This is a genomic window from Streptomyces sp. Ag109_O5-10, assembly GCF_900105755.1.
GTDB lineage: Bacteria > Actinomycetota > Actinomycetes > Streptomycetales > Streptomycetaceae > Streptomyces.
This window is the reverse complement of the sequence record NZ_FNTQ01000001.1, coordinates 6,129,230-6,143,442: the sequence shown is the minus strand read 5'-3', so window position 1 is coordinate 6,143,442 and position 14,213 is coordinate 6,129,230. Positions and strand designations below refer to the sequence as shown.

Sequence of the window (14,213 nt, the reverse complement as noted above, 5' to 3'; positions counted from 1 at the left end):
GTGAGGCCTGCGAGGACCGGCGGCCCGGTGCGGCCTCGGCCAGCTCGTCGACGCACGGTGGGAAGAGTCGTCCGACAACGCGGTGCGCTCCGTGAGCAGACGTACGTCTACCGCATCCGCCGTTCCCTGGGCGAGGAACGCCCCGGCTGGAGACCCCGCAGGGCGGATACCGGCTCGACGTCCCGGAACAGGCCGTCGGCGCCCCGCGTTTCGAGCGGCTCGTCCGGGACGGCGAGGAACCGCGGGCCGCGGGCGGACCGGCCCCGCCCTGCGCGCGCCGTCGACGCAACTGCCGCCTGCGCATGGCGACTTCGTGGGCCGGGAGCGGCTGCGGCAGCGGCTGGGGCTCGCGTTGCGGCCCGGCGGGGAGGCGGCCGCGCTGCCGGTGCCGCAACTGGACCACGTCATCGGGCAGATCCGGCGGATCGCCGAGGCGAACGGCCGCGGCCCCGGCGCCCTGCGCACCGTCGTCCGGGTGAATCCTGCGGTGACGGCGCCGTGCCGCACGAACTCCTGCGCAAGGGCTGAGGAGCTCGGCGCGGGTCGCCGCCGCGGCTCACAGGTCGGCGGTCAGGTCCGGGAAGCCGGGCGGGCCGGTCTCGGTCAGCTCGGCCCAGACCGTCTTGCCGTGCCGGGCGTGGCGGGTTCCCCAGCGGGCGGCGAGCTGGGCGACCAGCAGCAGGCCGCGGCCGCCCTCGTCGAAGGTGCGGGCCCTGCGCAGGTGCGGGACGGTGCCGCCGGCGTCGGAGACCTCGCACAGAACGGCGCGGGCGGGACCGTCGCCGGGCCGGCCGGGGGTCCGGGGCAGGATCAGGCGCAGCCGGACGGGCGGGCTGCCGTAGCGGATGGCGTTGGTGACCAGTTCGCTGACCACCAGTTCGGCGGCGAAGGCGAGGTCCTCCAGGTCCCAGGCGGTGAGCTGCCGTGCGACGGCCGCACGGGCCGGGGCGACGGCCGTCGGGGCCGGTTCCAGGTCCCAGACGGTGACCCGGTCCGCGCCGAGGGTGCGGGGGCGGACCAGCAGCAGCGCGACGTCGTCGTGCGGCCGGTCGGTGGGCAGCAGGGCCTGGAGCACCGTGTCACAGGCGGTCTCCAGGGAGGCGGCGGGCCGGGCGAGGACCTCCCGCAGGGCGGCGAGGCCCGCCTCCACGTCGCCGTCGCGGCCTTCGAGCAGGCCGTCGGTGTACAGGGCGAGCAGGCTGCCCTCGGGCAGGTCCGCCTCCACCGCCTCGAACGGCAGCCCGCCCAGGCCCAGCGGCGGTCCCGGCGGCAGGTCGAGGACGGCGGCGGTGCCGTCGCGGTGCACCACGGTGGGCAGCACATGGCCGGCGCGGGCCAGGCTGCAGCGGCCGGCGACGGGGTCGTGGACGGCGTACAGGCAGGTGGCGCCGATGTCCCCGGCCGGCGCGGCGCCCGGATCCGGGCCCGGACCGAGTTCGGGACCGAGGTCGGGACCGAGGTCGGGACCGGAGTCGACGGCGGGGCGGGGGCGGCCGGGGTCCGGATCCGGGTCGGCGGCGGCCTCCGCGGAGAGCCGGATGACGACGTCGTCCAGGTGGGTCAGCAGTTCGTCGGGCGGCAGGTCGATGTCGGCGAGGGTGCGGACGGCGGTGCGCAGCCGGCCCATCGTGGCCGCCGCGTGGATGCCGTGGCCGACGACGTCGCCGACCACCAGGGCGACCCGGGCCCCGGACAGCGGGATCACGTCGTACCAGTCGCCGCCCACCCCGGCCCGGCCGCCGGCCGGCAGGTAGCGGCAGGCGACCTCGGCGGCGGACTGCTCGGCGGTGCGCCGCGGCAGCAGGCTGCGCTGCAGGGTGAGCGCGGTGGCCCGGGCGTGGGTGTAGCGGCAGGCGCTGTCGACGGCGACGGCGGCCCGGGCCGCGATCTCCTGGGCGAGGACGAGGTCCTCGTCGTCGAACCGGGCGGGGTCGCGGTGCCGGCAGAACCGGGCGACGCCGAGCGTGGTGCCGCGGGCGGTCAGCGGCACCACCAGCGTCGCGAGGTCCGCCGAGGTCTGCCGGGCGGGCCGTCCGGTGACCAAGGCGCGGGCCACCGGTGACCCGTCCGGGCAGCTGTGCAGCTCCTGCACCTTGACCGACGGTTCCGGGGCGCCGCCCGGCGCGTACGTCCCCTGGGCGACCCGGCGCAGCAGGTACCGCTCCGCCGCCCGCGGGGTGTGGCCGCGGACCACGGAGTCGAGCAGGTCGACGGTGACGAGGTCGGCGAAGTCCTCGGCGGCGAGGTCGGCCAGCTCCTGGGTGGTGCGGGCGATGTCCAGGGCGGTCCCGACCCGCAGGCCGGCCTCGTTGACCAGGGACATCCGCCACTGCAGCCGCCGGTCCCGTTCCTCCTGGAAGGCGAGGACGCTCTGCTCGCCGATGCGGTCGACGTACCGGGTGGACAGGGCGAGCAGCCGGCGGGCGACCGCGTCGACCAGGCCGGGGTCGTCCGTCAGCCGGGGCAGCTCGGCGAGGAGGCTGTCGAGGAGGACGCCCTCGGCGAGCCGGTGCGCGCGCAGCATCACGGTGACGGGGACGCCGCGCCGGGCCAGTCGGCGGGCGTGGTCCACGTCGCCCGGCGGCGGCTCCGGACCCCTCGGGTCGAGGCCCGCTTCCAGGCCGCCCAGCACGCCGGCGACGTGCTCGGCGATGTTCTCGGAGGTCATCCTGGTGAGCTCCGGGTCCTCCCACAGCTCGGGGACCTCGGCGCGCAGGCACCGGGTGACGTCCGTGATCAGCTCGTCCGCCCGCGGGGCGAGTGCATGCGCGGCCCGGAAGACGAGCCCGTCGGCGGTGCCGTCCACACAGTCGACGGTACGCCCCGCGGGTGGCTCCGGGATGACTTGAGCGCCCGCAGGGGAGCGGGGCCGTACCCCTGTGCGGCTTCGCCACGGGGGCGCGACCAGCCACGACGGCGCCGGAGCCGGCACACGGCGGCGGTTCCGGCGGAACGCTCGGTCGCGCCGGCGCACGGCGGCGGTTCCGGCGGAACGCTCGGTCGGTCACGGCGTGGGCTGTTCACCACGGCGGGCGACCGCAGCGCACCGAGCGTCTCGACCGGCTTGGGCAGCCGGGCTACTCGTCAGCCGGGCTACTCGACAGCCGGGCTTCTGGACCGGCTTCGGGGCGCCGTCAACGCCGGATCGCGTCGCCGGGGCCGCTGACCGGGCGGACGCCTCGCGGAAGGTGGCCCGGCGCCCCCTGCCCGGCGCCCACTGCCCGGCCTCGGCTGACGGCCGGGGCGCCGGCAGGGCCTAGGACAGGCTGCCCTGGTCGCAGACCCGGCGGGCGACCTCACGGAGCTTGACGTTCTTCTCCTGCGAGTAGCGGCGCAGCACGTCGAAGGCCTCTTCCTCGGTGAGGCGGTGGCTGCCCATGAGGATGCCCATCGCCTCGCCGATCAGGTGGCGGGTGGCGACGGCCTGCTCCAGCTGGGCCTGGGTGCGGGCGCTGGAGAAGGCGACCGCCGCGTGCGAGGCCAGCAGCCAGCCGGCCAGCTCACTTGCCTCGGTGAAGGCGCCGGGCCGGCGGGAGTAGATGTTCAGCGCGCCGAGTTCCTCGTCCTCGGTGTACAGCAGGAACCCCATCATGCTGCCGACGCCGAGCCGGTGGATCTCCGGGCCGAAGGCGGGCCAGCGCGGCTGCTCACGGGTGAGGTCCCGGATCCGGAACACCCGCTCCCCCGCCCTGGTGCGGGCCGCGTCGAAGCAGGGCCCCTCGCCCAGCCGCTCCTGCAACCGGTCGCTGTCGACCACCAGTTGCTCAGTGGGCGCGAGCGTGCGCACCTTCCCGCCGTTCAGCACCAGGATGCCGGCCGCGTCACAGCCCTCCACCAGCTCCACGGCCGAGGCGGTGATCCGGCCCAGGGTGGCGTCGACCGACTCCTGCGCCAGCAGGTCCCGCGCCATCGCCGCCAGTTGCTGCGCGAACCAGGCCCAGTCCGTCACGTCCACCACCTCCCGGTCGGTTGCGCCGAAGGCGCGCCCTCAGCATGCCACGCCCCCCGGACTGTACCTACGAGCCTCCCGCGGCGCGGGAGCGGGTGGTTCAGGCCCCCGCGGGCTCCTCCGGCACGGCCGCGGCGGCGACCTCGCCGGCGACCTCGCCGACCACCGTGCGGGCCCGCCCCTCCGGGACGCCGGCCGCGATCAGCGTGGCGACGGCCGTGCGGGTGCCGTCGTCCTCGAACGTTCCGCCGTTGACCTCTTCCAGGAGGGCGATCGCCATGCCCTCCAGGGCGGCGGCGAGCACCGCGGGCGGGAGGTGGGGGTGGAAGACGCCGTCCCGCTGGCCGTGCTCCACGACGGCCGTGGCCCGCAGCCTGGCGGGCCGGAGGATCCCGGTCACGCGTTCCGCGCCCAGGTCCCGGTGGGCGAGGGCCAGCAGCATCCGGTAGCGGTCGCCCACCGGCCACATCGACAGGCAGAAGCGCGCCAGGGCCCGGTCGGCCGGCTCCGCGGGCTGCGCTCCCCGTGCCACGGCCGCCTGGAGCGCCTCGGCGGCCTCCTCGGCCAGCGCCTCCAGGAGCGCGGCGCGCCCCGGGAAGTGCCCGAAGAGCGTGCGCCGTACGACACCGGAGGCGCGGGCCAGCTCCTCCAGGGTGATGTCGGGGTTCCGGCCGAGTTCCTGGCGGGCGGTGGCCAGGATCCGCGCCCGGTTGGACCGTGCGTTGCGACGCTGCGGCACGCGGCCGACGGGCTGGGACACGGACTACCTCGATGAAGACCGGACGGGCGACGGGCGTCCTCATTCTGACATGGGCGCCCCGGGACGCTGGACAACGTTGTCAGAAGGCGGGTGCGCCTGATGTCACCGGTGGCCGTGCCGTCGTCCCACCGGTGGCATCGGGCGCACCCGGGGCTCAGGTCCGGTCGACCAGTTCGCTCAGGGTCGCGGCCAGTTCGCCCACCGACTGCTCGCGCAGCAGGTGGTGGGCCGGCACCGGGATGTTCAGGGCCGACTCCAGGGTGCGCTGGAGGGTGAGCGCGGTGAGGGAGTCGATGCCCTGGGTGTAGAGGGGGCGGTCGCGGGCGATGCGGTGGGCCGGGGGGATGTCCAGGTGCTGGGCGAGGTTGTGGCAGAGGAACGTCTCGAACGCCTGCCTGCGGTCGTCGCGGGAGGTGTCGCGCAAGGCGCCCAGATCCAAGGCGGTCGTCGGTGTGCCTGACACGGTCTCATCGTCCTTTCGGGTGGCGTGGTCGTGGCTGGGAACTGCGCAGTTCGCGGGGATCGGGGCCAGGACGCGGGCCCGCGCCGTCGGACCACACCAGCCGGAACCGCCAGCGGTGCAGCCGCCAGCCGTCCCGGGTGCGGAACGCCTCGCCCTCGCTGTAGCCGCCGATGTCGAAGCGGCCGTCCGGGTCCGGGCCGTCCTCGTGGTGGACGTGGGACGCGAGGAGGTGGACACGGATCCGGGCGGTGTCCCCCGACACCCGGATGCCGTAGTTGGCGGCCAGGTGGTGGGTGCGGGCGAACCGGGACTTGCGGTCGTGGTGGAAGGCGGCGGCCCGGTCGCGGCCCTCGACGGTGCCGACCGGGAACTCCAGGCGGCAGTCCGGGGTGAAGACCGTGGCCGGCCAGGTGGGGTCGAAGCCGTGGTCGTCCTGGGTGTCCAGCAGGGTGATGTAGCGGTCGACCAGCTCGGCGACCGCCGCGCGGTCGGCGAGGGCGCCGAACTCGGCACGCAGGGCGTCGAGTTCGGCGCGGAGTTCGGTGACCGCGTCGGTGCGGTCGAGGGAGGGGGAGGTCATGGGGCCGGGACTCCGATTCTGTCGGGGATGGGGGCGCCGGTCGGCTGGAAGCGCCGTGATGCGCCGTCGACCGGCCGCGGCGCCGTCGTGGCTTGTCGCGCAGTTCCCCGCGCCCCTGCGGGGGCGCTGCCGAACCGCAAGAAGACCGACCGACCGCAAGAGCCGAGACAAACCGTCGACCGGCCACCGCACCGTCGTGGCCGGTCGCGCAGTTCCCCGCGCCCCTGCGGGGGCGCTGCCGAACCGCAAGAAGACCGACCGACCGCAAGAGCCGAGACAAACCGTCGACCGGCCGCGGCGCCATCGTGGCCGGTCGCGCAGTTCCCCGCGCCCCTGCGAGGGCACTGCCGAACCGCAAGGGGGCCGGTCAACCGGAAGAGCCGCGACAAGCCGTCGGCCGGTCGTGGCGTCGTCGTGGCCGGTGGCGTAGTACCGGGCGTCCTACGGGAGCCGCTGTCCGGGCCGTCGTCATGCTGCTCGGGTGTCGGTGAGGCGCCAGCCGCGGGGGTCGCGGTGCGTGGTGATGCGTTCCGGGCGGCGCCAGCCGGCCACCGGGCGGGGCGCGACGGGGCAGGGGTCCAGCGCGGCCAGGGTGGCGGCGCGGGCGAGCAGGACGGTGGTGAGGGCGGCGAGCTCGGCGGGGCTCGCCTGCCCCTTCACGACCCTGATGAGCAGGGCGCCCTCCGCGCCGTCCGGGTTCTCCGGCGCGCTCACTGCGGCGGGTTGCCGTGCTTGCGGCACGGCAGGTCGGCCTGCTTGCTGCGCAGCATCGCGAGGGCGCGGATGAGGGTGCTCCGGGTCTGCCGCGGGTCGATGACGTCGTCGATCAGACCGCGTTCGGCCGCGTAGTAGGGGTGCATCAGCTCCGCCTGGTACTCCTTGATCTTCTGCGCGCGGGTCGACTCGGGGTCGTCCGCGGCCGCGATCTCCCGGCGGAAGATGACGTTCGCCGCGCCCTCGGCGCCCATCACGGCGATCTCGTTGGACGGCCAGGCGAGCGCGAGGTCGGTGCCGATGGACCGGGAGTCCATGACGATGTACGCGCCGCCGTACGCCTTGCGCAGCACCAGGGAGATCCGCGGCACGGTCGCGTTGCAGTACGCGTAGAGCAGCTTGGCGCCGCGCCGGATGATGCCGTTGTGCTCCTGGTCCACGCCCGGCAGGAAACCGGGGACGTCGATCAGGGTGACCAGCGGGATGTTGAAGGCGTCGCAGAACTGCACGAACCGCGCCGCCTTCTCGCTGGCGTCGATGTCCAGGACCCCGGCGAACGAGGCCGGCTGGCTGGCGACGAGGCCGACCACCTCGCCGTCCAGCCGGGACAGCGCGCACACCACGTTGGTGGCCCAGCCGGGCTGGATCTCGAAGTAGTCGCCGTCGTCGACGATCTCCTCGATGACGGTCCGCATGTCGTAGACCCGCCCGGGGTCGTCCGGGACCAGTTCCACCACCCGGTCGGTACGGCGGTCCGCCGGGTCGGTGGTCGCCGAACGGGGTGGCAGCTCACGGTTGTTGGACGGCAGCAGCGACAGCAGGTGCCGTACGTCCTCCATGCAGCCGCGCACGTCGTCGTAGGCGAAGTGGGCCACGCCGGAGGCGCCGGCGTGGACGTCGGCGCCGCCGAGGTCGTTCTGGGTGATCTCCTCGCCGGTCACCGCCTTCACCACGTCCGGTCCGGTGATGAACATCTGGGAGATGTCCCGGACCATGAAGACGAAGTCGGTCAGGGCCGGCGAGTAGGCGGCGCCGCCCGCGCACGGGCCGAGCATCACGCTGATCTGCGGGATCACGCCGGAGGCGCGGGTGTTGCGCTGGAAGATGCCGCCGTAGCCGGCGAGCGCCGAGACGCCCTCCTGGATCCGGGCGCCGGCGCCGTCGTTCAGCGACACGAGCGGGGCCCCCGCCGCCATGGCCATGTCCATGATCTTGTGGATCTTCTGGGCGTGGGCCTCGCCGAGGGCGCCGCCGAAGATGCGGAAGTCGTGCGCGTAGACGAAGACGGTACGGCCGTGGACGGTGCCCCAGCCGGTGATCACCCCGTCGGTGTACGGCCGTTTCTTCTCCAGGCCGAAGCCGGTGGCACGGTGCCGGCGGAGCATCTCGACCTCGTTGAACGACCCCTCGTCGAGCAGGAGTTCGATACGTTCGTACGCGGTGAGCTTGCCCTTGGCGTGCTGGCGCTCGGTGGCGAGGGGGTCGCCGTGGCGGGCGGCCTCCTTCATCAGGCCGAGTTCCTCGATGCGCTCGGCGGCGGTCCACTGGCCGCGGTGCTCACGGTCGTGCAGGCTCGGGCGGCCGGCCGCTGGACCGGCTTTCTGTTCGAGTGACATTGGCGGGTCACGCTCCCCAGTCGGATACTCGGGTGGTCACGCCCACGGGCACGGGGACGGGCACGCCCACCGTCCCGTCGGCGTCCAGGTCGACCGTCTCGCCCGCGTACAGCGCGGCCGGCGGCACCCAGCGCACGGTGACCTGGTCCGGCGCCGCACCGCGCACCGCGACGGCCGCGTTGTGCCGGGGCCCGGACGGCAGGTCGAGCAGCGTCCAGCCGGCCGGCCTGCGCTGCGGGTCGGCGCCCAGGTAGTCGTGGCCGGGGTCGCGGGAGAGCCCGGTGCCGAGCGCCTTGAGATAGGCCTCCTTGCGGGTCCACAGCCGCCCGAAGGCGGCGCGCCGTTCCCCGGCGTCGCCGAGCGCGGCCAGCTCGGCCTGCTCCCCCGGGTGCAGGGCCGGGGTGCAGACCTCGACGGTCTCGGCCCGCGGCAGCCGCTCCACGTCGGCGCCGACGACCGTACGGGAGACGGCGACCACGGCCATGCCGTGGCTGTGCGCGAGGGAGAAGTGCAGCGGCGGGTCGGGGTGCGCGACCGCCGGCCGGCCGTGCGGCTCGGCGCAGCCCGGGCAGGGCTCCCGCACGAACGGCACGTCCCGTGGGGGCAGCCCCAGGTAGCCGCCGAGCAGCCGGCGCAGGGCGACGTGCGCGGAGGCGTACGTCACCCCGTCCGCCGGCCGGACGAAGGACGCGGTCCGCCGGCGCTCCGCCTCGCTCAGCTCGGACAGGTCGAGCAGTTCGGCCGCGGTCTCCAGGGCGGCCCGGCGGACCAGCCAGACGTCCAGCCGGCCGGCGGCGGGCAGTCTCGGCGCGGCGGCGAGGGTGGCCGTGCCGAACTCCAGGACCGGCATCTCCCCGATCACCTCGGGCTCGGCACGTGGTGCGCGACCAGGTGGTGCCAGCCGCGGCCGGCGTGCTTGTGCGGGCTGTCCTCCGGGCCGAGCTGGCCGGCGAGGCAGTCGACCAGCTCGGCCGCGCTGTTGGCGCGCAGCAGCCGGTTGAGGTTGACGTCGACACGCAGCGCGGCCTCCATGCGGCGCTGGAGTTCCAGGCCGTTGATGGAGCCGATGCCCAGGCTGTTCATCGGGCGGCCCACGGTGTCGATGCTCTCCGGGGCGACCCGCAGCACCCGGGCGAGTTCGCCGCGCACGTACGCGTCGATGAGCCGGGTGCGCTCGGCGAGGCCGACGGAGGCGAGGTGCGCGAGGCTGGGCGGCACCACCTCGACGATCTGGTCGCGCTCGAACTCGTAGTCCAGATCGTCGAGTTCGTCGTCCAGGTCGTCGAAGACCCAGGTCTGCGTTGTCTGGTCCATGGTCATTCCCCGTGGTGTGGTGAGGAGGGTGGGGGCTGGGTGCGGATCAGGCCGGTGAGGCCGACGAGCAGACCGAGGAGGCCGAGGGCGGCGACCAGGGTCAGTGCCGGCCGGCAGGCCGCCGCCGCGGCGGCCGGGCCCGCGCCGGGCACCGGCGCGTGGGCGGCGAGCAGGGCGGCGCAGAGCGCGACCGCGAGGACCGCGGCGAGCTGGACGGCCGTCTGGTACAGGCCGCTGCCGGTGAGCCGGTCGGCGGGGGCGAGGCGGGACATCGCCTGCATGTTGAGCGCGGCGAAGGAGAGCACGAAGGCGGCGCCGACGAGGAGGAGCGTCGGCAGCATCCGGGCCGGGTAGTCCAACGGCCATGGATGCGGCCGGAGTTGCAGCAGGGTGCCCGCGAACGCGCAGGCCGCGCCGGCCACGATGAGGCGCGGGGCGCCGAACCTGGCGACCAGGCGGCCGGCGGCCGGCGCGGTGAGCGCAGGGGGCGCGGCGGCCGGGAGCAGGGCGAACGCCGTGCGGAGGGGGGACCAGCCGGCGAGGGTCTGGGCCTGGTACGTCAGGACGAACAGGAGGCCCAGATAGGAGCCGTTGAGGCAGGCGGCGCCGACGGCGGAGCGGATGAGGGTGGGGTTGCCTCGCAGGGGGCCGAGGTTCAGGAGCGGGGCGGTGGAGCGACGCTCGATCTGCCGGAAGGCCGACAGCAGCAGGGCAGCGGTGCAGAGCGGCCCGACGGCTCTCGGGTCGCTCCAGCCGTGCGCCGGGAGCTGGGTGATGCCTTGGACGAGGGCCAGGAGGGCTCCGAGGAGAGTGAGGGCGCTGGGGATGCCGAAGTGCCGGGTCGTCGTCCGGGTGCGGCCCGGTGGGGGTTGGTCGCGCAGTTCCCCGCGCCCCTTCAGGGCGCTTTCCGCGGCCCCCGTTGGAACGCTCCGGCCCTTTGCGGTGTTTTCCGTGGCTCCTCTCGGAGTGCTCGGGGCGGTGCCCTCGTCGCTCCTCGGGATCAGGCGCAGCCCGCACGCGAAGAGCAGCAGCACCACCGGGGCCGGGAAGGCGAAGGCCCAGCGCCAGGACGTCTCCGTCAGCCAGCCGGAGAGGATCAGGCCGGCCGTGAAGCCTCCCGCGCCGAACAGGGTGTAGACGGAGACCGCCCTGTTGCGGGGCCCGCCCTCGGGGAAGTGGCCGGTGATGATGGCGAGGCCGGTGGGGGCCGTCAGGGCGGCGCAGAAGCCCTTGGCCAGGCGGGTGGCCAGGAGCAGCCAGGGGTCGTGGGCGAGGGCGCTGAGCACGGAGGCGGCGGCGAAGGCGAGGAGGGCCGCGAGGTAGACGCGACGGCGGCCCAGGAGGGTCACCACGCGGGCGCCGAAGAGGAGCAGTCCGCCGAAGCCGGCGGCGAAGCCGGTCATCGCCCACTGGGTGACGGTCGGCGGCTGTCCCAGGTCCGTGCCGATGGCGGGCAGCGCCACCACCGCGACGGACACCTCCAGCGCGTCGATGAGCATGTTGCCGGCGAGGACGAGCAGCAGCCCCCACAGCCGGCCGAACCGCTCGTCCGTGCCCGCGGCGGCCGGTGCCGGAAGGGTCCTGGTCACCGCGTCACCCGAGGAGGGTGCCGCCGCTCGCGTCGACGAAGGAGCCGGTGACCCAGCGGGCGTCGTCGGAGACGAGGAAGGCGATGACGTCGGCGACGTCCTGCGGTTCGCCGACGCGGTTGAAGGCGGACAGCGCGGACATGGCCTCGACGGCCTCGGGGACGTCGAACAGCGGGTTGCCGTTGCGGGTGATGCCCGGCGCGACGCTGTTCACGGTGATCCCGCGCGGGCCCAGCAGCTTGGCGTAGTGGAGCGCCAGTTGCTCCACCGCGCCCTTGCTCATGGCGTAGGCGATCTCGTCCGGGTTGGCGAACCGGGTCAGCCCCGAGGAGATGTTCACGATCCGGCCGCCGTCGGGCATGTTGGCCAGCGCCCGCTGGATGACGAAGAACGGCGCCCTGGCGTTGACGGCGAAGATCCGGTCGAACTCCTCCGGGGTGGTGTCCTCGGCCTTCACCCCGCCCATCACGCCCGCGTTGTTGACGAGGATGTTCAGCTCGGTCTCGCCGGTGCGCTCCTTGAGGCCCGCCTCCAGGGCGAGGAACAGCTCGTGGACGTCGCCGGTCGTGCCCAGTTCGGCGCCGACGGCGAAGGCCCGCCCGCCGTCCTTCTCGATCCCGGCGACCACCTCGGCGGCGGCCTCCGCGCTGCTGCCGTAGTGCACGGCGACCAGCGCGCCGTCGGCGGCCAGCCGTTCGGCGGTGGCCCGGCCCATGCCCCGGCTGGCGCCGGTGACGAGGGCGGTCTTTCCGGCCAGGTTGCCCATCTTCCTTCTCCTGACGATTGGTTGTGGTGGGTGGGGGGCGGGGGCGCCCGGGTCGGGTGCGAACCAGCGGCCGAGTGCCTCGTGCAGGCCGTCCGCGGTGGGGCCGGCCCAGGCGACGTAGCCGTCCGGGCGTACGAGCACGGCGGCGAGGCCGTCGAGGGGCCCCGCGGGACGGGTGACGACCGTGTCGACGGACGCCGACCGGTCCCCCACCGCCCCGGCCAGCGCCGGGTCCGTCACGAGCAGCAACCCGCGTGCCGGGCAGAGCAGTTCGGCCGTGGTCGCCCCGGAGTCGAGCCGCACCTCCTGCAGCCGCGAGCCGATCAGCGGCTGCCGGTCGTCGTCCCCGTACCGCACGTCGAGGCCGCTGATCGTCCCGGCGAGGTGGGTCCGGACCTTCTCGTACGACGTGAGTTCGCCGACGACGGAACGCAGTGACTCCACCTCTGGTCCGCCCAGCAGCAGCCGGGCCTGGGCGCGGATGGCGGACAGGACGCGGCGCCCGACGGCGTGCCGTTCGTCGTGGTAGCTGTCGAGGAGTCCGGCCGGGGCCCGGCCGAGGACGGTGGCGGCGAGTTTCCAGCCGAGGTTCACGGCGTCCTGGAGGCCGAGGTTGAGGGCCTGGCCGCCGATCGGCATCTGCTGGTGGGCCGCGTCGCCGGCCAGCAGCACCCGGCCCGCGCGGTAACGCTCGGCCTGCCGGGAGGCGTCGCCGAAGGAGTTCACCCACAGCGGGGTGCCGTGGCCGATGTCCTCGCCGGTGACGTCCCGCCAGGCGGCGACGATGTCGGCGAAGCGGGTCTGCGCGGTGCGCGGCGGGGTGCCGAACCGGTGGACCATGACCCGGGTGACGCCGTCGCCGCGTCTGGCGGCGATGGCCAGCCCGTTCGGCAGCCGCTGGAAGCGCCGGTTCGGGATGTCGATGCCGTCGACGTCGGCGCGGATCAGTTCCCGTCCGGCCGCGTCGCCCGGGAAGGCGATGCCCGCGAGGCGCCGTACGGCCGACTGCTCGCCGTCGCAGCCGACGACGTACCGGGCGGTGAACTCCCGTCGGTGGCCCTGTTCCTCGGTCGCCACGGTGACGTGGTCCGGGTGCCGCGTGAGGGCGAAGACCTCGTGTCCGCGCAGCACCCGCGCGCCGAGCCGCTCGGCCCAGGCGCCGAGGACCTCCTCGGTGCGCGTCTGCGGGACCTTCCACTGCCCGGGGTGGCTGCTGGGCAGGGTGAGGTCGAGGGGGAGGCCGCCGAAGTGGCCGCGGGGCTCGTTCGGCGGCGGTTCGGGGTCGGCGAAGCCACCGGGCCCTTCCAGCAGCCCGCGCTGCCGCAGCAGTTCCATGGTGCGTGCGTGCAGGGTGGACGCCCGGGACTCCGTGGTGGGGACGGCCAGCCGTTCCAGGACGGTCACGTCGGCGCCGCCGAGGCGCAGTTCCCCGGCGAGCATGAGCCCGACGGGTCCGGCGCCGACCACCAGGACGTGCGTGTCGACCGCGTCGGCACCGGCCATCGGTCAGCGCCTCGCTTCGGCGTACGCCTTGGCGTGGTTCAGGGTGGCGCGGCTGTTGGTGCTGAGCGCGCCCTGCACGTACTCCCGGGCCTCGGCGACGCCCGCCTCGGGACCGAGGATCTTCGTGATGTTCTCGGGCCGCAGCACGACGGTGTGCTGCGAGGAGGCGAAGGTGCCCTCGTCGGTCTCGCGGAAGGTCCAGTAGCCGGTGTGCAGGTTCATCAGGGCCGGCAGGGTGGTCTGCTTGTAGGCGATCTTCCGGCCGTCGAGGCAGACCCGGTACGACCTGGTGGTGTGCGTCGAGCCGTCCTTGGCGCGGGTGTCCATCTCCAGGGTCTGCAGGCCCGGGGTGTCCTCGGTGAGCCGGACGGTCGCCACGTGCGGCAGCCGCTCGGACCAGCGGTCGGCCTCGTTGACGAAGTCGTAGAGGTCCTTGGCGGCCCCGTCGACCCGCACGGTGTCCTCGAAGGAGAACGTCAGCTCCTCGGCCGCGGTGGCGAGTTCGAGGTTCGTCTTCAGCGCGGCCAGCTCGGAGCGGGAGTTGCGGTCGACGGCCTCGTCGATCCAGGCCAGGCCCGCCGGGTCGTCGCCTACGGCGGTGTAGTCGTGCAGCAGCCGCACCCGCGAGGCCCCCTCGCCGGCGGGCTCGATGATCCAGGTGCCGCCCATGGTCGCGACGGGCGGGGTGGAGACGGTCTGGCGGAAGGTGATCCGCAGGCCCTCGGGGTCCAGGACGCGGCGCGAGGTCCAGTTCTTGGCCTCGCCGCCCGCGGTGGCCCAGATCCCGATCAGCTCCTCGTTCCCGGAGCGCTCCAGGTGGTCGACGTAGATGGTCGGCGGGAAGATCCGCGGCCAGTTGGCCACGTCGGCGATCAGCCGGTAGACCTCGGCGGCCGGCGCCGAGACCATGATCTCGTGCTCGACTTCCTTCGGCTCGGACATGGGTGAACTCCTAGAGG

12 protein-coding genes are annotated in these 14,213 nt (G+C 74.6%); all 12 read right to left on the bottom strand.

The window, feature by feature from the left end:
- Positions 1-556: 556 nt before the first annotated feature.
- Positions 557-2,806: a SpoIIE family protein phosphatase gene (locus BLW82_RS28070; protein WP_093502916.1), complete on the bottom strand. Its 2,250-nt coding sequence runs from the start codon at positions 2,804-2,806 to the stop codon at positions 557-559.
- Positions 2,807-3,256: 450 nt separating this feature from the next.
- Positions 3,257-3,949, bottom strand: coding sequence for a GAF and ANTAR domain-containing protein (locus BLW82_RS28065; RefSeq protein WP_256215984.1), 693 nt, complete (start codon positions 3,947-3,949; stop codon positions 3,257-3,259).
- 100 nt (positions 3,950-4,049) lie between these two features.
- Entirely contained in the window at positions 4,050-4,709 is a 660-nt protein-coding gene (locus tag BLW82_RS28060; RefSeq protein WP_093502914.1) for a TetR family transcriptional regulator, read from the bottom strand.
- A gap of 154 nt (positions 4,710-4,863) precedes the next feature.
- Positions 4,864-5,172 carry an acyl carrier protein gene (locus tag BLW82_RS44600; RefSeq protein WP_177233093.1) on the bottom strand — a complete coding sequence of 103 codons (309 nt, stop codon included), beginning with the start codon at positions 5,170-5,172 and terminating at the stop codon, positions 4,864-4,866.
- 4 nt (positions 5,173-5,176) lie between these two features.
- Entirely contained in the window at positions 5,177-5,752 is a 576-nt protein-coding gene (locus tag BLW82_RS28050; protein WP_093502910.1) for a nuclear transport factor 2 family protein, read from the bottom strand.
- A gap of 468 nt (positions 5,753-6,220) precedes the next feature.
- Positions 6,221-6,466, bottom strand: a complete 246-nt coding sequence (locus BLW82_RS28045; RefSeq protein WP_093502908.1) for an acyl-CoA carboxylase subunit epsilon — start codon at positions 6,464-6,466, stop codon at positions 6,221-6,223.
- Entirely contained in the window at positions 6,463-8,082 is a 1,620-nt protein-coding gene (locus tag BLW82_RS28040; protein WP_093502906.1) for an acyl-CoA carboxylase subunit beta, read from the bottom strand. The genes BLW82_RS28045 and BLW82_RS28040 overlap by 4 nt, the downstream gene beginning before the upstream one ends.
- A gap of 7 nt (positions 8,083-8,089) precedes the next feature.
- On the bottom strand, positions 8,090-8,932 hold the full coding sequence (locus BLW82_RS28035; RefSeq protein ID WP_093508319.1) for a 4'-phosphopantetheinyl transferase family protein: 843 nt from the start codon (positions 8,930-8,932) through the stop codon (positions 8,090-8,092).
- A gap of 8 nt (positions 8,933-8,940) precedes the next feature.
- Complete coding sequence (locus BLW82_RS28030) at positions 8,941-9,396, bottom strand: acyl carrier protein (protein ID WP_177233092.1); 456 nt, start codon at positions 9,394-9,396, stop codon at positions 8,941-8,943.
- A gap of 2 nt (positions 9,397-9,398) precedes the next feature.
- Positions 9,399-10,985: an MFS transporter gene (locus BLW82_RS28025; RefSeq protein ID WP_256215983.1), complete on the bottom strand. Its 1,587-nt coding sequence runs from the start codon at positions 10,983-10,985 to the stop codon at positions 9,399-9,401.
- A 4-nt stretch (positions 10,986-10,989) separates the two neighbouring features.
- A complete protein-coding gene (locus BLW82_RS28020) occupies positions 10,990-13,254 on the bottom strand; it encodes an SDR family oxidoreductase (RefSeq protein ID WP_093502902.1) in 2,265 nt (754 codons plus the stop codon).
- A gap of 3 nt (positions 13,255-13,257) precedes the next feature.
- On the bottom strand, positions 13,258-14,196 hold the full coding sequence (locus BLW82_RS28015) for an aromatase/cyclase (RefSeq protein ID WP_093502900.1): 939 nt from the start codon (positions 14,194-14,196) through the stop codon (positions 13,258-13,260).
- Positions 14,197-14,213 lie beyond the last annotated feature (17 nt).

Excerpts from the sequence above, each read along its gene's own strand:
- BLW82_RS28050 (WP_093502910.1), bottom strand. The coding sequence starts at position 5,752 with ATGACCTCCCCCTCCCTCGACCGCACCGACGCGGTCACCGAACTCCGC.
- BLW82_RS28040 (WP_093502906.1), bottom strand. The coding sequence starts at position 8,082 with ATGTCACTCGAACAGAAAGCCGGTCCAGCGGCCGGCCGCCCGAGCCTG.
- BLW82_RS28035 (WP_093508319.1), bottom strand. The coding sequence starts at position 8,932 with ATGCCGGTCCTGGAGTTCGGCACGGCCACCCTCGCCGCCGCGCCGAGA.
- BLW82_RS28030 (WP_177233092.1), bottom strand. The coding sequence starts at position 9,396 with ATGGACCAGACAACGCAGACCTGGGTCTTCGACGACCTGGACGACGAA.
- BLW82_RS28020 (WP_093502902.1), bottom strand. The coding sequence starts at position 13,254 with ATGGCCGGTGCCGACGCGGTCGACACGCACGTCCTGGTGGTCGGCGCC.
- BLW82_RS28015 (WP_093502900.1), bottom strand. The coding sequence starts at position 14,196 with ATGTCCGAGCCGAAGGAAGTCGAGCACGAGATCATGGTCTCGGCGCCG.